The sequence below is a fragment of the Pseudochelatococcus sp. genome, from assembly GCF_050946405.1.
Classification (GTDB): domain Bacteria; phylum Pseudomonadota; class Alphaproteobacteria; order Rhizobiales; family Beijerinckiaceae; genus Pseudochelatococcus.
In genome coordinates this window covers 185,741-203,895 of record NZ_JBMNUS010000002.1, presented here as the reverse complement: position 1 = coordinate 203,895, position 18,155 = coordinate 185,741, and the positions used below count along the sequence as shown (strand labels likewise).

At 64.9% G+C, this 18,155-nt stretch carries 12 protein-coding genes and 1 pseudogene; 3 read left to right on the top strand and 10 right to left on the bottom strand.

What is annotated here, in order from left to right; translation table 11 throughout:
• Window positions 1-28 precede the first annotated feature (28 nt).
• A complete protein-coding gene (locus tag ACOYJQ_RS04460) occupies window positions 29-1,546 on the bottom strand; it encodes a carbohydrate-binding domain-containing protein (protein WP_433456728.1) in 1,518 nt (505 codons plus the stop codon).
• 855 nt (window positions 1,547-2,401) lie between these two features.
• Window positions 2,402-2,878 (bottom strand): hypothetical protein, encoded by a 477-nt coding sequence (locus ACOYJQ_RS04455; protein WP_433456727.1) that lies wholly within the window; start codon window positions 2,876-2,878, stop codon window positions 2,402-2,404.
• Between the two features lie 754 nt (window positions 2,879-3,632).
• Between ACOYJQ_RS04455 and ACOYJQ_RS04450 the strand changes: the two genes are divergently transcribed.
• Window positions 3,633-4,772 (top strand): PA0069 family radical SAM protein, encoded by a 1,140-nt coding sequence (locus ACOYJQ_RS04450; RefSeq protein ID WP_433456726.1) that lies wholly within the window; start codon window positions 3,633-3,635, stop codon window positions 4,770-4,772.
• A gap of 20 nt (window positions 4,773-4,792) precedes the next feature.
• Here ACOYJQ_RS04450 and ACOYJQ_RS04445 read toward each other — a convergent pair whose 3' ends face one another.
• Window positions 4,793-6,496 carry a lysine--tRNA ligase gene (locus ACOYJQ_RS04445; protein ID WP_433456724.1) on the bottom strand — a complete coding sequence of 568 codons (1,704 nt, stop codon included), beginning with the start codon at window positions 6,494-6,496 and terminating at the stop codon, window positions 4,793-4,795.
• Window positions 6,497-6,742: 246 nt separating this feature from the next.
• Here ACOYJQ_RS04445 and ACOYJQ_RS04440 point away from each other — a divergent pair, with 246 nt between their 5' ends.
• On the top strand, window positions 6,743-8,644 hold the full coding sequence (locus tag ACOYJQ_RS04440) for an aminopeptidase P family protein (RefSeq protein WP_433456723.1): 1,902 nt from the start codon (window positions 6,743-6,745) through the stop codon (window positions 8,642-8,644).
• 129 nt (window positions 8,645-8,773) lie between these two features.
• Window positions 8,774-9,442 carry a carbonic anhydrase gene (locus ACOYJQ_RS04435; RefSeq protein ID WP_433456722.1) on the top strand — a complete coding sequence of 223 codons (669 nt, stop codon included), beginning with the start codon at window positions 8,774-8,776 and terminating at the stop codon, window positions 9,440-9,442.
• Window positions 9,443-9,452: 10 nt separating this feature from the next.
• On the opposite strand, the gene cydC is transcribed toward ACOYJQ_RS04435, so the two are convergent.
• From cydC to ACOYJQ_RS04400, 7 genes and pseudogenes are all read right to left on the bottom strand, one after another.
• A complete protein-coding gene (gene cydC, locus ACOYJQ_RS04430; protein WP_433456720.1) occupies window positions 9,453-11,150 on the bottom strand; it encodes a thiol reductant ABC exporter subunit CydC in 1,698 nt (565 codons plus the stop codon).
• A pseudogene (gene cydD, locus ACOYJQ_RS04425) lies at window positions 11,147-12,964 on the bottom strand (thiol reductant ABC exporter subunit CydD); the annotation flags it as partial. The pseudogene cydD and the gene cydC, both read right to left, overlap by 4 nt.
• Complete coding sequence (cydX, locus tag ACOYJQ_RS04420) at window positions 12,925-13,041, bottom strand: cytochrome bd-I oxidase subunit CydX (RefSeq protein ID WP_433456718.1); 117 nt, start codon at window positions 13,039-13,041, stop codon at window positions 12,925-12,927. The gene cydX and the pseudogene cydD, both read right to left, overlap by 40 nt.
• Window positions 13,042-13,053: 12 nt before the next feature.
• Window positions 13,054-14,205: a cytochrome d ubiquinol oxidase subunit II gene (gene cydB / locus ACOYJQ_RS04415; RefSeq protein WP_433456717.1), complete on the bottom strand. Its 1,152-nt coding sequence runs from the start codon at window positions 14,203-14,205 to the stop codon at window positions 13,054-13,056.
• A 5-nt stretch (window positions 14,206-14,210) separates the two neighbouring features.
• Window positions 14,211-15,788, bottom strand: coding sequence for a cytochrome ubiquinol oxidase subunit I (locus tag ACOYJQ_RS04410; protein ID WP_433457180.1), 1,578 nt, complete (start codon window positions 15,786-15,788; stop codon window positions 14,211-14,213).
• Between the two features lie 582 nt (window positions 15,789-16,370).
• A complete protein-coding gene (locus tag ACOYJQ_RS04405; protein ID WP_433456715.1) occupies window positions 16,371-17,057 on the bottom strand; it encodes a VIT1/CCC1 transporter family protein in 687 nt (228 codons plus the stop codon).
• A 155-nt stretch (window positions 17,058-17,212) separates the two neighbouring features.
• Window positions 17,213-18,043 carry an aldo/keto reductase gene (locus tag ACOYJQ_RS04400; protein ID WP_433456714.1) on the bottom strand — a complete coding sequence of 277 codons (831 nt, stop codon included), beginning with the start codon at window positions 18,041-18,043 and terminating at the stop codon, window positions 17,213-17,215.
• Between the last annotated feature and the right edge of the window lie 112 nt (window positions 18,044-18,155).

The window sequence follows — 18,155 nt, the reverse complement described above, 5'->3', positions numbered from 1 at the left end:
AGAGCGGCAACGTCACGAATTGAGTATATCAGACATCGAGGATAGTGAACGTATGCGTACTCGTTCCCAGAAGGTTCCAGGACGCATTCTTTACCTCGACGCCGTTATAGGTCGCAGCATCGAGATAAAGGTTGCGATCCGTACCCGGCGTACCGCCCCAGGCATCGTTGAGGAAGCTGATTGCCACGTCATGGAACCCGTGAGACCAATTGCCGCTGATCAACACCTGCTCGGTGTCGCCGGCGGCATGCGACGCGCTTGCCTTACGAACGCCGCCGATCTGCTTGCCGTCGACAGATACGGTATACTCGGCGTCCCCGTTATAAGCGCTCTGGCTGATATGGAGAACCAGCTCGTCCAGGTTCCCGTCGCCACCCGGCGTTGAATCCTTGGCGTAGTCAAATCCGAACCGCTTCGCACCTTGTCCTTTCAGTTCCAGATCGGCGTTGACGATATCCTCGCCGTTGAACGAGGCTCCGTCGACATAAAGATTGCGGTCCTTATTGTTGCCGCTCTCCCAAAAATCGTTGATGAAGTTCACGGCCACCACATGATGACCTTCGCCCCAGTTGCCTTTGAGAACGACCGCCTCCGTTTCGCCGGCGGCATGAGACGCGGAGGCCGAGCGAACGCCGCCAACCTGTTGCCCGTCGACGGAGATCGTATATTGGGCGTTGCCTTTATAGGCATCCTGGCTGATGAAAATGACCAGTTCGTCCCCAGCATCCTCGCCGGGATCCACAGGATCGACAGGGTCCACCGGATCCACAGGTGTTTCGGATCCCTTCTGGTAAACCCTGATATAATCGATCGTCATCGAAATCGGAACGCCGGCGGCATCGACGTTATTGTCCGGATGGTCGGATGCCGCCAGATTGGCCACCAGGTACATCGGGGCCTGATAATCGCTCGGCGTCGCCCGGGAACCCACCAGCTTTCCATCGATATAGAAATCCAGAGAGGTTTCCGACCAGTCCACACCGAAAGTATGGAATCCGTCAGGATTACGTATCTCGCTGTAAACTTGAAGATCCCGCTGCCAATTGACATTCGGATCGGGATCTGTCGTATGAATATGGCTGTAAACGCCCTTGTCGTTGTTGCCGTAATGCTCGATGATATCGAGTTCCTGCCACCTGCCTGCATTGTTCGGATCGGGGGTCTGGGTGTCGGGCAATAGCCAGAATGCTCCCCAGGAACCGATCTGATTGGAGAAATCCGCGCGGATTTCAAAATAACCGTATTTTTGCGAGAAGAGGCCCTGTGTTGTAATCAGTCCCGATTCCCAGCTGCCGGGAAAACCGTACGGCGTCCTGTCCGGAACCGCTGTAATGGTCAGGTTGCCGTCCTTTACCGCGAACGGATCATATCCGGAGCCTGCGTTGACAAAAGAAGTCCGGCTGAACCCGATATCAGAATATTCATCGAATTTCCATTCGGACCGGATGCTCTTCCATTTCGTGCCTTCGCCGGTTGTCGAGATGCTTCGCGTATTGAACTCATCACTGAAGGTCAGTTTGTATTTCGAAAGATCAAGATAAGTCATTGCTGCCTCTCAATTACCATCTCGGGAAAACGTTTGCCGCAGCCTTCCTCTCATGGAATACGATACACAATTAACGCATTACTTTTCCACTAAGACGAAGTTCGTCATAAGACAATCTCCGACGCGTTGACGAAAGTAAAACCGCTATCCGGAGCCTCGAACAATCCGTAGAAAGATCATCTCCGCTTAACGTGACAGAAGTCTTCCCGTCATTTGTCGTACATCTGCTGCTCACGCAGCAAATTTTGACAAAACTGGATAGACAACTGAAAAATCCTCTCCGGTCCCGGACAGATCGGGTACAAGCTGGAAGATAGAACGCAAGCGTTACTCTAATAACGGGAGGTCGCGAAAAATCGCGTCATCACTCACATTTCGCCATTTCACTGAAATGTGCTGGAATGTCAGCTTTTTGTCAATAAAAAATACAGATTCACCCCTAATTATTGTTATAATGAAAAAAATATGACATAGTTCACAGCAAATCGATAGCGATTTCCGCAATAAATATGAATAGACAAAAAAATATAGTGATAATTGCAAATCGCTTAACAGCGCGCGGCATGAGGCGGAACAGCCCAAAACACAGACGGAGTTGCGCTATAAAAACCATATTCTGAAGTGTGCCCGGAACTTATACCTTTACATATCCATTTAAGTTTCTTGAGTTGCGGTTGTAGCCTGATCGGAAAATATGGAGGAAACCTCTCATAACCTGTCAGATTCCGAAAAAGGTCTGGGTTCCTTGCCTAATCAGAACGGATTGTGGATATCCGCCTCGGCCGAGCTGGGCGACGGCGCGCGTCCGCCGAGCACGCTGTTCAGTTTATGCCTTCAAAGAAGAGGAAAATGCGATCAGCGGTGGCGGGACCCGTTGTCATTGGCCCCGTCCTTCTGTCTCTTTCGGTTGCGTAGTGGTCGCCGAAAACCGTCGTCCCGTAGACGGCGGAAGTGGCGAATTACTGTCGAACGGTCGACACTGACGGTCCGTGCAGCTTCGTCAATAGTTGCCGTCGAGAAGAAGGCGCGCAGCATCGCTTTTTCACGCTGCACGGCCGCGCTACGAAAATCATTTACGGGTGATGGAATCGATACGATTGCGCCCCCGTATCCAGCCTGAAAATGGCCGCACACCTTGAGCGCGGCGTCACGGCCAAGAAGCCCGACAAGCCAGTGCTCAGGCGTGAGCCGTGATGGAGCGGGAAAAGAGACACGCGTGCCGCCAGCATGATCCGCAATAGCCAGCGCCGCTTCCAGACCCGCCGCGTCGGCGATGCCGCGCAAGATACCGGTCAATTCGTCAGCCGATACAGGTCTGATATCGTTCTCCATATTCCCGCCCTGTCCTTCGCCGCAGGCAGGTTAGACACCGGCAGAAGTGCCCGCGCTGCATGGAGCGCATCAAAGCGCAAGGGATGCAATTGCAACATGGATGCGGCTGCATTCAGCGTATCGACAAGTGTGGAGATCCGGCGGGGAAACTATGAGCCCAAGGTGCGCCCAAGGCACAAGTATCTCGAATGCCACGGCGGACTGGACGGGAAATCCTCGGATGTCCTCGCGCCACGTGGGGGTGACGGCCCACCGGGCGCAACCTTCTCATCAAGAACGGCCAAGCGTCAATATACCTGTTTCGATGGTGCGGGGGCTTGGCGATAATCACCGGCTGAGATAGGCTTCTTCCGCTCCCGAGTCATTGCATCCATTGCGAGATGCGCCGAAGAGCCGGTCATGAGCCGGGTGGGGGTGACGGCCCACCGGGAGCACTTTTCTCCCACTGATGACGGCCAAGCCCATTTCCGAAATAGAAGCCCATAGAGGCCCGTTCATGCCCTCGCTGGTACGGCCAAGTAGCAGGAAGGCCGTGGACACCCGCCCACGGCCTTCAATGCACCTTCAAATTTGATCCTGTCAGCCGGTCTGGGGCGTCTTTTGCGCTGGAGGCGATTTTCGCGGTCTTCGGGTCATGGCCCGCAGCCCGTTTATGGCCTTCAGCGCCGACGCCTCCATCGCCGCTGGCCACTTTACGTAGTTCGATTTATGTTCTATGTAAAGACATTCTTTGTTCGGCATGACAGGGCGCAGAATGGCTTGCCTCGATAAAACCGCTTGTCTCGAAGGTAACGGCATCGGAGAGGACGCGGCCGGCGGCGCGCCTCCCGCGGGCTCCCGGATTCAGCGCGGCCGCGGCGCGGTGTCGAATCCGACGGGCCGCTTCGAGCCCGCCGCGCGGGAGGCCGTGGATGACGGCTGGGGAGAGCCGGACGACCTGCCGCCCCTGCGTACCGAAGTGCTGATCGACAAGGCGCGCAGCGTGATCGCGCGCAATGCCTCGCCCGATATTCCCTTCGACCGCTCGATCAACCCCTATCGCGGCTGCGAGCACGGCTGCGTTTATTGCTATGCGCGGCCGACGCACGCCTATCTCGGACTGTCGCCGGGGCTCGACTTCGAATCGAAGCTGTTCGCCAAGCCCGACGCGGCGATATTGCTGGAAAAAGAACTGTCGAAGCCGGGATATACGCCCCGCACGCTCGCCATCGGCACCAATACCGATCCCTATCAGCCGATCGAGCGCCAGTACCGGCTGATGCGCGCCATCCTGGAAGTGCTTGCACGGCTGGGCCATCCCGTCAGCATCGTGACGAAATCGGCGCTCGTCGCGCGCGACATCGATCTGCTCGCGCCCATGGCGAAACGGGGGCTCGCCTGCGTCGCGATTTCGGTGACGACGCTCGACGGCAAGCTCGCGCGCACGATGGAACCTCGCGCGGCTGCGCCCCACCGGCGGCTGGCGACGATACGGCAGTTGAGCGAAGCGGGCATTCCCGTCTCCGTCATGGTCGCACCGATCGTCCCGGCCATCAACGACAGCGAGATCGAGGTCATTCTGGAGCAGGCCCATGCGGCAGGCGCGCGGGAGGCGGGTTACGTCCTGCTGCGGCTGCCGCTCGAAGTGCGCGATCTCGTGACCGAATGGCTCGTGACCCATTATCCCGACAAGGCGCGGCACGTGCTCTCGCTGCTGCGCACGATGCGCGGCGGCAAGGATTACGACGCGCGCTGGAACGAGCGCATGACGGGCACCGGCCCCTATGCCGCGCTGATCGCGCGCCGTTTCGAGGTGGCGCTGAAACGCATCGGCTATCTCAGACGCCATCCCCGGCTGCGGACGGACCTCTTCAAAGGGACGCCGAAAGCCGCGGAACAATTGAGCCTTTTCTGATGTCAGCCCCCTGCCCGACGTCAGCTCCCCGCCCGCTCCTTCAGAAAGGCTTCGTGCTCGCGCTTCAATTCGCCCGACAGGCCCGCCGCGATCAGGGCGCGCGTGCCCTCGACGCCGTAAAGCGCCACGAAGGAACCGAAACGCGGCCCGCGCTCCTCGCCGAACAGGATGCGGTAGAGCGTCGAAAACCACGTCTGCGACACGCCGGGGCGGCCATCCGGGCTTTTCGTCTTGCCGCTGGTGTCGGGAAAATGCGTGCGGCCGATCTCGTAGACGGCATTCTGCAACGCCTCGGCATCGGTGGAGCCCGCGTGCCGCGCAAGCTCGGCGGAGAGATCCGCCAGCGCCGCCCGCTCCGCGTCGGTGGGCTCGGCATATTGCTTGGCCGGCTTCACGAAATCGCGGAAATAGTTGATGGCGTAGCCGACGAGCCGATCGAGCTGCGGATGGGTATCGGGCGAGGTGCCGGGCGCGTAGCGCTGGATGAAGCCCCACAGCACCGCCTTGTCCTCGGAATTGGCGACGGCGGCGAGATTCAGCAGCATGGCGAAGCTCAGTTGCGTACCGCGCCCGTCCGCGCCGATCGTCTCCGGTGCGGGCGGATTGCCGGCATGCAGATGCCAGACGGGATTGCCGAGGCGGTGCTTCCACTCCTGCCGGCCGTAATTGGCGAGAAAGGCGAGATAGTCGTCGACGTGACGCGGAATGACGTCGAAGTAAAGCCGCTTCGCCTCGCGCGGCTTGTTGTACATGAAAAGGGCGAGGCTTTCCGGCGTGCCGTAGCGCAGCCACTCGTCGATGGTGAGGCCGTTGCCCTTCGACTTGGAAATCTTGGTGCCGTGTTCGTCGAGGAAAAGCTCGTAGTTGAAGCCTTCCGGGGGCTCGGCGCCGAGCGCGCGGGCGATCTGACCGGAAAGCTTGACCGAATCGATGAGATCCTTGCCCGCCATTTCGTAATCGACGCCGAGCGCCACCCAGCGCATGGCCCAGTCGGGCTTCCATTGCAGCTTGACGTGGCCGCCCGTCACGGGCGTCTCGAAGCGCTCCTGCGTTTCGGGATCGCGCCAGACGATGGTGCCGGCTTCCGGGCGCACCTCGTCGACCGCGACCTGCATGACGATGCCGGTCGTGGGATGGATCGGCAGGAACGGCGAATAGCTCTGTGCGCGCTCCGCCCGCAGGCTCGGCAGCATCACCGCCATGACGGCGTCGTAATGGCGCAGCATGCGCAGCAGGGTCTCGTCGAAGACGCCGCTCGTGTAGGCCTGTGTCGCCGAGCGGAAGTCGTAATCGAAGCCGAAGCTGTCGAGAAACGCTTGCAGCCGCGCATTGTTGTGCGCGCCGAAACTGTCGTGGGTGCCGAAGGGATCGGGCACCTGCGTCAGCGGCCGGCCGAGGAAAGGCACGAGGCTCTCGCGGTTGGGGATGTTGTCGGGCACCTTGCGCAAGCCGTCGAGATCGTCGGAGAAGGCGATGAGGCGCGTGGGAATGCGGTCTTCCGTCAACACACGGAAGGCGTGACGCACCATCGACGTGCGTGCGACTTCGCCGAAGGTGCCGATGTGCGGCAGGCCGGAAGGGCCGTAGCCGGTCTCGAACAGCACTTCCTTCTTGCCCGTGCGCGCGATGCGCGCCACAAGCTTTCGCGCCTCCTCGAACGGCCAGGCGGCCGAGACCTGGGCTGCCTCGACAAGCGCGGGATCAAGGTGGAGCGGGGCAAGCATGCGTTCACTCTTTCGACGTTGGACCATACGAATCCGTCCGATCAACGCCCGTCGGAAGCCGGCCGCGCGCACGGAAAGGGGATCAGGGGCGCAGACAGTAGGAATTGCACGCCGCAACGTCAACGCGGCGCGGCATCGGGAAACCGAATTTGGGCTTTTTCACGCCGATTTCGTGAAAACCGGGTGCCCACGCCGCGCGGGAAAGGCTATTTTCGCTTCCCGTTGCGCTCATCGGGGAGAATCGCCGTGACGTCCAGATCCACGACCTGCCAATCGACGACCTGCAAATTCCAGTCCTTCGACGATCCGGCGCCTCCGGCCGGCGCCCGGCCGGAGGCGGAGCGGCTTGCGGCGCTGCGCCGCGTGCTGGCGCAGCACGGGCTTTCCGGCTTCGTCGTTCCCCGCGCCGACGAGCATCAGGGCGAATACGTGCCGGCCGGCGAGGAACGGCTCGCGTGGCTCACGGGCTTCACCGGCTCCGCCGGCACGGCCGTTGTGTTGGAGAGCGAGGCCGCGGTCGTGGTGGACGGGCGCTACGTCATTCAGGTTCGCGAACAGATCGACACCGCCCTTTTCACGCCGGTCGCGCTGGCGGAAACGACGCCCGAGCAGTGGATCGCCCGCCATCTCCCGGAGGGCGGCGCGCTCGGCTACGATCCGTGGCTGCATACGGACGCGCAGGTCCGCAAGCTGGAGAAGGCCGTAGCCGAGGCCGGCGGAACGCTCGTCGTCGTCACCGACAATCCCGTGGACGCCGTGTGGAACGACAGGCCCGCGCCGCCCGCCGCGCCCATCCGCCTGCACCCGCTGTCCGTCGCCGGCGAGACCGCGGCGAGCAAGCTGGAGCGGCTGCGCGAAAAACTCGCCGACACGAAGACCGACGGGCTGATCGTGAGCGATCCGCACAATATCGCCTGGCTGTTCAACATTCGCGGCGGCGACGTGCCGCATACGCCGATCGCGCTCGGCTATGCGCTGGTGCCCGTCGCCGACCGGCCGACGCTGTTCTTCGCCCCGGACCGCTTCGACGAGACGGCGGTGAGCGCGGTGGGCCGGATCGCCGATTTCGCGCCTCTGGGGACGACGCCGGACGGTCGGCCGCTGGAAGCGCGGGAATCGCTGGCGCGGGCCGTGGCCGATCTCGGCGCGCGGGCGCGAGACGACATCCGCATCCTGATCGATGCCGCCACCGGCGCATTCGCCCTGCAATCCGCCGTCGCCAATGCCGGCGCGCGGTTCCATGTCGCGCCCGATCCGCTGACGGCGCTCAAGGCGGTGAAGAACGGACGCGAGATCGAGGGCGCGCGCGCGGCGCACCGGCGGGACGGCGCGGCCGTGACCCGGTTCCTCGCCTGGCTCGCGCGCGAAGCGCCTTCCGGCGCGCTGACCGAGATCGACACCGTCGAGGCGCTGGAGGGCTTCCGGCGCGACACCGGGTTGCTCGAGGACGTCTCCTTCCCCACCATCGCCGGTGTGAACGGGAACGCCGCCCTGCCGCATTACCGCGTCACCCGCGCCGGCAACCGCCCGGTTGCGCCCGGCGTCCTGCTGGTCGATTCGGGCGGGCAATACGTCGACGGCACCACCGACATCACGCGGACCGTCGCCATCGGCACGCCTACGCCCGAACTGCGCGACAGGTTCACCCGCGTGCTGAAGGGGCATATCGCGGTTGCGACGGCCGTCTTTCCCAAGGGTACTTCCGGCGCGCAGATCGATCCCTTCGCCCGCCGCCCGCTCTGGGAGGCCGGGCTCGATTTCGATCACGGCACCGGCCATGGCGTCGGCTCGTTCCTGTCGGTTCACGAGGGGCCGCAGCGCATATCCCGGCTTGGCGGCGTGGCGCTGGAAGCCGGCATGATCCTGTCGAACGAGCCGGGATATTATCGCGAGGGGCATTACGGCATCCGCATCGAAAACCTTCTGGTCGTCGAGGAGCGGGACGTGCCGGGCGCCGACAGGCCGGTGCTCGGCTTCGCCACGCTGACGCTGGCGCCCATCGATCGCGCCCTGGTCGATGTCGCGCTGCTGACCGACGGCGAACGCGCGTGGCTCAACGATTATCACGATCGCGTGCGCAGCGCGCTGTCGCCGCTCGTGGACGAGGCGACGCGCGCGTGGCTCGCCGCGGCGACCGCGCCGCTCTGACGGCGCTCGCGAATAGTGTGGAGCGGATCATCGATCCGTTCTATACGACAAGGCGGCGGTCGCTTGCGGCGCATCAAGCGCGAAAGTCGACGGTCGCCCCGCCCTTTTCTCGTTTTCGACAGGATCGGCATGTTCCCGAAACGGCTTCTCGACGGTTATCGCTCTTTTCTCGACGGACGTTTCACAAACGAGCGGTCGCGTTACGAGGCGCTGGCGGAAAGCGGCCAGAATCCCGAAATCATGGTGGTGGGCTGCGTCGATTCGCGCGTGTCGCCCGAGGTCATCTTCGATGCCTCGCCCGGCGAGTTGCTGGTGGTGCGCAATGTCGCCAACCTCGTGCCCGCCTACGATCTCGACCGCGACTCGCAACACGGCACCAGCGCCGCGCTGGAATTCGGCGTGCAGGCGCTCCGGGTGAAGCATCTCGTCGTGCTCGGTCACGCATCCTGCGGCGGCATCAAGGCGTTCGCGGACGACAGCAAGCCCTTGTCGGCAAGCGACTTCATCGGCAAGTGGGTGTCGCAGATCGCCCCCGCCGCGCATGGGCTGGGGCAGCGCGCCTCCTATGACGCCGCCGATTATCTCAGGCGTCTGGAACTGGCTTCCGTGGTCCTCAGCCTTGAGAACCTCATGACTTTTCCCTTCATCGCCAAGGCTGTGGAGAAAGGCGCGCTCACGCTGCACGGCGCCTATTTCGGCATCGGCACCGGCCAGTTGCTGGCCCGCGATCCCGCGACGGGCATCTTTCAGCCCGCGCTGGACGACGCCACGCCGCTGCCCCGCTTCCGCTGCACCTGAACCGAAGCCATCAACCGGGCCGCAGGCCGGCGAGTCCATCCGCGAATGCGGCTTCGCCGCGCCGCGTGTCGCCGACGATGCGGCCTTCGGCCATGACGACGAGACGATCGGCGGCCTCGGCCTCCCGGCGCACATGGGTTGCGATCAGCAGGGCGCGGCCGCCGTCCCGCGCCGCGCGATACAGGCGGCGCAACACGTCGCGCGCGGTGTCGGCATCGAGCCCTTCCGTCGCTTCATCGACAAGCCAGAGCGGCTCCGGGCACAGCAGCAGACGCGCGAGCGCGAGCCGTCGGGCCTGCCCGCCCGAGAGCCCGAGGCCGCCCTCGCCGAGGCGCGTGTCGAGACCGGAAGGGAGACCGCGAATGTCGGCGGCAAGGCCCGCATCGTCGAGCGCCCGCCAGAGCATGGCGTCGCTCGCCGCCGGCGCGGCAAGGCGCAGATTGTCGCGCAGGCTGTCCTGAAACAGTTCCGTGCGCTGGGGCAGCAGCGCGAAGGGCAGCGCCGCCACCGCGCCCGAGCACGGCGCGATATCGCCCGCGGCCAGCGCGAGCAACGTCGATTTCCCGGCCCCGCTCGCGCCGACGAGCGCGACGGTTTCGCCTTGCGGAACCATGAGCGATACGCCGCCGAGGCCGGGACGATCCGCCCCCTCATGCCGGAAGACGACTTTTTCCAGCGCGAGCGCCACGCCGGGCTCCGGTTGCCTCGACATGGGCGGCGCGGCGTCGGCTTCGAGTTGCGGACCGAGGCGACGCGCCGCGAGCAGCGTGCGCCCGAGTTCCAGCGCCCCGCGCTGCAAGGCGGAAAAAGGCTCGAAAGAGGCCAGCGCGACGAGCAGCAGGAACGCCGCCACCGGCGCGCCGATGCGATCATGCGCCATCAGAAAGCCGGTGGCGAGCAGCATCGCCGCCGTGACGGCGGCGGAAACGATGCCAAACGCCAGACCGGCGCCGGTATCGAGCCGGTGAAGGGCGTCGTCCGCCTCCGACAACCGGCGATCCGCCGCAAGCACCCGATCGCGCTGCGCCGTCAGTTGCCCCGCCATGACGAGTTCCGTCTGTCCCGACGAAAGGTCGATCGCGCGCGCCCGCAGCGCCTCGATCGCGCAGGCGCGCCGGCGCGCGGCGCGGCGGCTCGCGCGCGCCACGGCAAGCGGAATGCCGAGCCCCGCCGACAGCAGCGCCGCCAGCAGCGCCATGCCGGTCCATGCATCGGCCAGCGTCACGGCAAGTCCGGCCGCAAGCGCGGTGGCGACGGCCGCGCCCGCGGGCACGATCACGCGCAGATACACGGAATCGAGCGCATCCACATCGGCCGTCAGCCGGAACAGCAGTGTCGCGGGGCGCATCAACAGCCGCCGCGCCGCGCCGGGCCGCGCCCAGCCGCGAAACAGCCGCTCGCGGATCGCAGCCAGAATGGCGAGCGTCACGTCATGGGTCGTCAGCCGCTCGCCGTAACGCGCGGCCGTGCGCCCCAGCGCCAGCAGGCGGATGCCGGCCGAGGGGGCGAACACGTCGAACAGGAGCGCCGTCGCGGACGCCATCCCGGCGATGGCGGTGGCCGTGATGAACCAGCCGGAAAGGCCCAGCAGCGCGACGCCCGCCAGCATCGTCAACCCGGCGAGGAGCACGCCGAGCAGCAGCTTGCGGCGTCTCCCCGCGCCGAAAAGCGCGAGAACCGGACGCAGATCGCGCCAGCCGCCGGTCATGATGCGCCTCCGTCCCGCGCAGCCGGGCCGATGCGCGCGGCGCAGTCCGGATGCATCACGCGATCCACATGTACCGTGCGATCCATGCGCGCCGCGAGCACGGGATCGTGGGTGGCGACGATCAGCGTGCGGCCGACGGCGAGGCGCAGCAAGCCGGCGGTGACTTCCGCGGCGGTGGCGGCATCGAGATGCGCGGTCGGCTCATCGGCGAGGATAAGGTCGGCGCGGGGGTCGGCCGCCGCGCGCGCCAGCGCGAGCCGCAGCGCCTCGCCGCCGGACAGTCCCGCCCCCGCCTCGCCCACCGCGCGCGGCGCCATAGGCGGGCCGGAGCGTTTGCCGGGCGCTTCTTCGGGGCGGGCGAACCCCGATCGACCGGATGCTTCCGCCGCATCGGAGTACGTCGTGAAGGCGCTCAGGGCGAGCGCATGCGCGACATCGGCCTTTTCGATCCATCCGCGCCCCAGCGTCACATTGCGCGCGACGCTGCCGGCGAAGAAATGCGGCTTCTGGCCGATCCAGCCCATGCGCCGGCGCACGGCCGCCGCCGTCTCGCCGGTGAGCGGCACGCCGCCCACGACGATCTCGCCCGCCCGCGCCGGCGCCAGTCCCGCGATCAACGCCAGCACCGTGGACTTGCCCGCGCCGCTCGCGCCGAGCAAGGCCACCTTCTCACCCGCCGCGATGTCGAGCGAGAAGCCGTCGAGCGCCGGCTCGTGCCGGCCCGGATAGCCGAATGTCAGATCGCGGATGGACACGGAAGGCGGCAGGCGCGGCCCGTCACCAAACGAGTCGGACGCCTCCGGCAGCGCGCCGGGCAGTTGCAGCGCCGTGCCGTCATCCGCGCCCACAAGCCCGTCGAGCGCATCCAGCGCCGCCTCGCCGGCGGCGCGATCGTGCCAGACGGTCGCCAGTTCGCGCAGCGGCTCGAAGAAAGCCGGCGCCAGCAGCAGGATGAACAGCCCCTCACCGAGCGTGAGCTTGCCGCCCCACGCGCCGAAAGGAAACTGCTCCAGAAAATGAAAGCCGACATAAACGGCCACCATCGCCACGCCGAGGGCCGAGAACAGCTCCAGCACCGCGGACGACAGGAAGGCGATGCGCAGCACCGCCATCGTGCGGGCGGCCAGCGCCAGGGCGGAAGCCCGCAACCGCAACGCCACCGCATCGACCGCGTGCAGCGCGCGGATGGTGGTCATGCCGCGCAACCTGTCGAGCAGAAAGGCGTTCATGCCGCCGATCTCGAGCATCTGCGCCTCGCTCGCCTCCTTCGCGCGCAGGCCGATGAGCGCCATGAACAGCGGGATCAACGGCGCGGCGGCGAGCAGGATGATCGCGGCGAGCCACGACAGCGGCAGCACGGCGGCGAGGATCGCCAGCGGCACCAGCGTCGCCCGCAGGCGCACGGGCCGATAGCGCGTGAGATAGGGCAGCACCATTTCCGCCTGCTCCGCCAGCACGCTGGCAGCAAGACCGGACGCGGGCCTGTCGCGATCCACCGGCGACCGGCGCGCAATGGCCGACACCGCCCGCGCGCGGATCGCGGCAAGCTCCGCACGGGCGGCGCGAAACATCAGCCGCGCCCCGCGCGCATGCAACGCCGCCCGCAACGCACCGAGCAGGAAAACGGCGAGAGCCGGCCATAGGACGGCGCGAAAACCGGCGCCGGAGGCCAGTTGCTGCACGGACCACGCCAGCACCGCCGCCTGCGCGATCCACACCAGCGCGGCGGCAACCTGCAACCACGCGCCGGCCTTGCGCCCGGATGGACGATCCCTCACCGGGCGGTCGTTTTCTTTTTCGCCTCGTCGTCCATCAGTTCATACCACATTGCGTTCAGCACGGCGAAGGCGGCCGCCAGCGGCAGACCGAGAAGCCAGGCGAAGTACCACATCGTTTCCCCCGATCAATAGGCGTGCCCGCCGCCTTCCACTTCGTCCCGCCCGACCTTGCCACGCAGGATGCTGTAGACCCATGACGTGTAGGCAATGATGATCGGCAGGAAGAACAGGCTGATGCACAGCATGATGAACAGCGTCTGGTGGCTCGACGACGAATCCCACACGGTGAGGCTCGCGCCGGGCTGCACCGTCGACGGCAGGATGAACGGAAACATCGACACGCCCACGGTGGCGATGATGCCGAACAGGCTCACCATGCCGGTGACGAGCGTGAGGATCTCGCGGCGCGAACCGATGAGCGACCGGAGCGCGAGCGGACCGAGCAGGCCGATGGCCGGGGCGATCAGCGTCCACGGATGGGCGCCGTAATTCACGAACCACGCCTGCGCGCTGCGCTCCGCCGTCTTGAGCAGCGGATTCGACGGGCCGGCCGGATCGATGGCGCCGGTGATGACATAGCCGTCGACGAAGAGCCACAGCGCCACACCGCCGAGCGCGAAGAGCGCCACCGTCACCACAGCAGCGAGCCGGCCGTAGCCCACGGCGCGCGCGCGCACCTCGCCGTCCGTCTTCAGCGCGAGCCACGCCGCGCCATGCATGGTCAGCATCGTCACCGACACGAGCCCGCACAGCAGCGCGAACGGGTTGAGGAGGCCGAAGAAGGTGCCGTCGTAGAAGATGCGCAGGTCGCCGTCGATGCGGAACGGCACGCCCTGCAAGGTATTGCCGACCGCGACGCCGAAGATCAGCGCCGGCAGGAAGCCGCCGATGAACAGCGCCCAGTCCCACGCCGAGCGCCAGCCCGCGTGTTCCAGCTTGCTGCGATATTTGAAGCCCACCGGCCGCAGGATCAACGCGAACAGAATGGCGAACATCGCGAGATAGAAGCCGGAGAAGGAAACGGCGTAGAGCTGCGGCCACGACGCGAAGATCGCGCCGCCGCCGAGGATGAGCCACACCTGGTTGCCCTCCCACACCGGCCCGACGGTGTTGATGACGATGCGCCGTTCGATGTCTTTGCGTGCGACGAAGGGCAGCAGGATGGCCGTGCCGAGGTCGAAGCCGTCCATGGCCGCAAAGCCGATGAGGATCACGCCGAGCAGCACCCACCAGATGACGCGCAGCGTGGGATAGTCGATCAGTTCATGGAGAATCATTGCCGTTACTCCGCCGCGACGAGTCTGGCCGGGGCAGCGGGCGCCGGCTCGCCGTGCTCGGCCTCCGGTCCCTTGCCGATCGCGCGCAACATCAGTTTCATCTCGACGATGAACAGAACCGTGTAGATCAGCGCGAAGCCGCAGATGGTGATGAGCAGCGTCGTGATGCCGAGATCGGACACCGCGACGGCCGTGGGCAGGATGCCCTCGATCGACCACGGCTGACGGCCGAATTCGGCGACGACCCAGCCGAGTTCAGCCGCGATCCACGGCAGCGGAATGCACGCCACCGCCACCCGCAGCAGCCAGCGCCGGCGGTCGAGCTGGCGCGTGGCCGAAAGCAGGAAGAACGTCGCCGTCAGCAGGATGAAGAAGAAGCCAAGACCCACCATGACGCGGAACGACCAGAACAGCGTGGGCACATGCGGCACCGTATCCCAGGCCGCCTTCGCGATCTGCTCCTCCGTCGCGAGGCGCGGATCGTCCACATAGCGCTTGAGCAGCAGCGCGTAGCCGAGCTGGCGGCCATGCTCCTCGAACGCCGCCTGCACGTCCGGCGGAACCGGCGTGCCGGGCGGCAGCGCACGGATCTTCTGGAGCGCGTCATAGGCCGCGACGCCGTTGCGGATGTGATCCCGCGCGCTGGCCACCAGCTCCTCGATGCCGGGAATTTCCGTGTCCAGCGACCGCGTCGCGATCAGGCCCATCACCACGGGAATGCGGATGGCGTAATGCGTCTCGCGCGCCTCCTGATCGGGAAAGCCGAACAGCGTGAAACCGGCCGGCGCGGGCTCCGTCTCCCACATCGCTTCCATCGCGGCGAGCTTCATCTTCTGATGCTCGTTGGCGAGATAGCCGCTTTCGTCGCCCAGCACGACCACGGACAGCGACGCCGCGAGGCCGAAGGAGGCCGCGACCGTCATCGACCGCTTCGCAAGCTCCGGCACGCGCCCCTTCAGCAGATACCACGCCGAAACGCCGAGCACGAACAGCGAAGCCGTCACATAGCCGGCCGAGACCGTATGCACGAACTTGGCCTGCGCCACCGGATTGAACAGCACATCGGCGAAATTGTCGATCTCCATGCGCATCGTCTGCACGTTGAACACGGAGCCGACCGGATTCTGCATCCAGCCGTTGGCGATGAGAATCCACAGGGCGGAGAAGTTGGAGCCGATCGCCACCGCCCACGTCGCCGCGAGATGGCCGAGTTTCGACATCTTGTCCCAGCCGAAGAAGAACAGGCCGACGAAGGTCGCCTCCAGGAAGAAGGCCATCAGCCCTTCCGCCGCCAGCGGCGCGCCGAAGATGTCGCCGACATAATGGCTGTAATAGCTCCAGTTCATCCCGAACTGAAATTCCATCACGATGCCCGTCGCCACGCCCATGACGAAGTTGATGCCGAACAGCGTGCCCCAGAACTGCGTCATCTGCCGCCAGATGGGCCGGCCGGTCATCACATAGACCGTCTCCATGATGGCGAGCAGCACGGAAAGGCCAAGCGTCAGCGGAACGAACAGGAAGTGATAGAGCGCCGTCAGCGCGAACTGAAAGCGCGAAAGCGATACGATGTCGAGTTCCATCATGTCCGCGCCGGTTGCCCGGCGTCCTCTCGGTCTCCGCCGCGAAGGGCGGAGACGCAGACCGACTCCAACAATGCGAACGAGAAAAGATATAACATGAGCATTACTACGATATAATTACACAACATCACACCGTTTATTTCTTTCCGGCGCGACGTCCCTGAAAATAAAAACCATCTCCATCGACAAAGGATGAAGTATCCGGCTGCCGTCAGGATGGAGCGATCTTTCGCTCATTCGTCATTTCGCCCCGTATCCTCGTGATGATCATGTCTTCCCCGGAAAGCGAAAGCCGCGTCCCGAAGCAGGTCAGGCATCGGCGACCGCCGGCCCCGGCCAGAGCGGGATGCAATGAAGCCGGATCGCCGTCCCGCTCTCCATTCCATATTTTACCGCAACTTGCGTTCAATGCGATCAATCGACTTGAACGCAAACTGCTCCAGGCGCGGCGACACGTCGGCGACGCCCGGTGGACGAAGCCGCTGTCCAAATTACATACTCCTGCGGGAAATGATGCGAAACCGGACATTATGTCCGACATGTTTTGTCGCATCGGCCAAATGGTCGCACGCGGCTGCGGCGTCAGACCACCGTGCCGACGAGCGTGCCGATGGCCGACGTCACCGCCATGGCGAGCGCGCCCCAGAAGGCCACGCGAACGGTCGGCTTCACAACGTCCGCGCCGCCCGCCAGCGCGCCCAGCATCCCGAGAGCGGCGAGAAACACCAGTGAACCGCCAGCGACGATCCACAGCAGCATGTCGGGCGGCGAGGCGAGCACGAGGGCGAGCGGCGCGGAAGCGCCCAGGGTGAATGCCGCGGCGGAGGCGGACGCCGCCTGTATCGGGCGCGCGACGACCACCTCGGATATGCCGAGTTCATCGCGCGCATGCGCCCCGAGCGCGTCCTTCGCCATCAGTTGACCGGCGACCTCGCGCGCCAGGGAGATCTCGACCCCGCGCGCGACATAGATCTGCGCCAGCTCCTCCCGCTCGAAAACCGGATCGTCATCCAGTTCCCGCTTCTCGCGGGCGAGATCGGCGTTTTCCGTATCCGACTGGGAACTGACGGAAACATATTCGCCCGCCGCCATCGACATCGCACCCGCGACAAGGCCGGCGACGCCCGCCAGCAACACCTCGCTCCTCGGCGACGAAGCCGACGCGACACCCATGACGAGGCTCGCCGTCGAGACGATGCCGTCGTTCGCCCCAAGCACCGCCGCACGCAGCCAGCCCACACGATTGACGAGATGGTCTTCCTTGTGCATGTCGCCCGCCGAGATCAGATTAGAATAATTCTTATATATAGCGTATGGAGCGAAACGGCAATCCGTTTTCGACGGTCTTCCCGCCTGCGAACAAAAGCCGCCGCCCTTCTGGGGCGACGGCTTTCGATGCGAGCGAACGTATGGTGCGGCGAGAATCAGAAATCGGCGGTCAGCGGATCGGGGCCGATGCGCCCCCCGGCCGAATCGAGCGCCGCGATGGCGGCGAGATCGTCGGCATCGAGCCGGAAATCGAACACGCCGAAGTTCTCGGCGATGCGGGCCGGCGTCACGGACTTCGGGATCGCGATCAGACCGTTGTCGAGATGCCAGCGGATGATGGTCTGCGCCGGCGTGCGGCCGTGCTTTTGCGCGATCCTGCCGATCACGGGATCGTCGAACAGCGTCCCCTGCCCCAGCGGGCTCCAGGATTGGGTCGCGATGCCGTGCGCGGCATGGAAGGCGCGCAGCGCCTGCTGCTGGAAACGCGGATGGAGTTCGATCTGGTTGAGCACGGGCACGACGCCGGTTTCGCCGACGATGCGCTCCAGATGCTCCGCATTGAAATTGGAAACGCCGATGGAGCGCGCCCGGCCATCGTTCTTCAGCGTGATCAGCGCCTTCCACGTCTCGACGAACAGATCCTTGCGCGGCGCGGGCCAATGGATGAGGTAGAGATCCACATAATCGACGCCGAGCCGCGCGAGGCTCTCATCGAAAGCCCGCAATGCGCTGTCGTATCCCTGCGCGTCGTTCCACAGCTTCGTGGTGAGGAAAATGTCGCCACGCGCCACGCCCGAGTCTCGCAGCCCCTCGCCGACCTCATGCTCGTTGCCGTAGATGGCGGCGGTGTCGACATGCCGATAGCCGGTTTCCAGCGCCTTACGGACCGATGCCGCCGCGACATCCTGCGCCACCTGCCATACGCCAAGGCCCACCTGCGGAATCCTGTGGCCATCGTTGAGAAGCACGCTCGGCTGATCCGTCATGACGACATTCCCGTGTAATATGAGGCGATATCGAACGGTCAGGCATATCGGCAGGGCTGTCAAGGGAGCGTTCGGCCGGCATCGTGCGCTTCGACACACGGGCGCGCCCGGT

What these genes read in the sequence shown, in the direction of transcription:
- ACOYJQ_RS04445 (WP_433456724.1), bottom strand. Translation starts at nt 6,496, where the DNA reads ATGCTTGCCCCGCTCCACCTTGATCCCGCGCTTGTCGAGGCAGCCCAG.
- ACOYJQ_RS04435 (WP_433456722.1), top strand. Translation starts at nt 8,774, where the DNA reads ATGTTCCCGAAACGGCTTCTCGACGGTTATCGCTCTTTTCTCGACGGA.
- ACOYJQ_RS04405 (WP_433456715.1), bottom strand. Translation starts at nt 17,057, where the DNA reads ATGCACAAGGAAGACCATCTCGTCAATCGTGTGGGCTGGCTGCGTGCG.
- cydB (WP_433456717.1), bottom strand. Translation starts at nt 14,205, where the DNA reads ATGATTCTCCATGAACTGATCGACTATCCCACGCTGCGCGTCATCTGG.
- ACOYJQ_RS04455 (WP_433456727.1), bottom strand. Translation starts at nt 2,878, where the DNA reads ATGGAGAACGATATCAGACCTGTATCGGCTGACGAATTGACCGGTATC.
- ACOYJQ_RS04410 (WP_433457180.1), bottom strand. Translation starts at nt 15,788, where the DNA reads ATGGAACTCGACATCGTATCGCTTTCGCGCTTTCAGTTCGCGCTGACG.
- cydX (WP_433456718.1), bottom strand. Translation starts at nt 13,041, where the DNA reads ATGTGGTACTTCGCCTGGCTTCTCGGTCTGCCGCTGGCGGCCGCCTTC.
- ACOYJQ_RS04400 (WP_433456714.1), bottom strand. Translation starts at nt 18,043, where the DNA reads ATGACGGATCAGCCGAGCGTGCTTCTCAACGATGGCCACAGGATTCCG.
- cydC (WP_433456720.1), bottom strand. Translation starts at nt 11,150, where the DNA reads ATGACCGGCGGCTGGCGCGATCTGCGTCCGGTTCTCGCGCTTTTCGGC.
- ACOYJQ_RS04450 (WP_433456726.1), top strand. Translation starts at nt 3,633, where the DNA reads ATGGCTTGCCTCGATAAAACCGCTTGTCTCGAAGGTAACGGCATCGGA.
- ACOYJQ_RS04460 (WP_433456728.1), bottom strand. Translation starts at nt 1,546, where the DNA reads ATGACTTATCTTGATCTTTCGAAATACAAACTGACCTTCAGTGATGAG.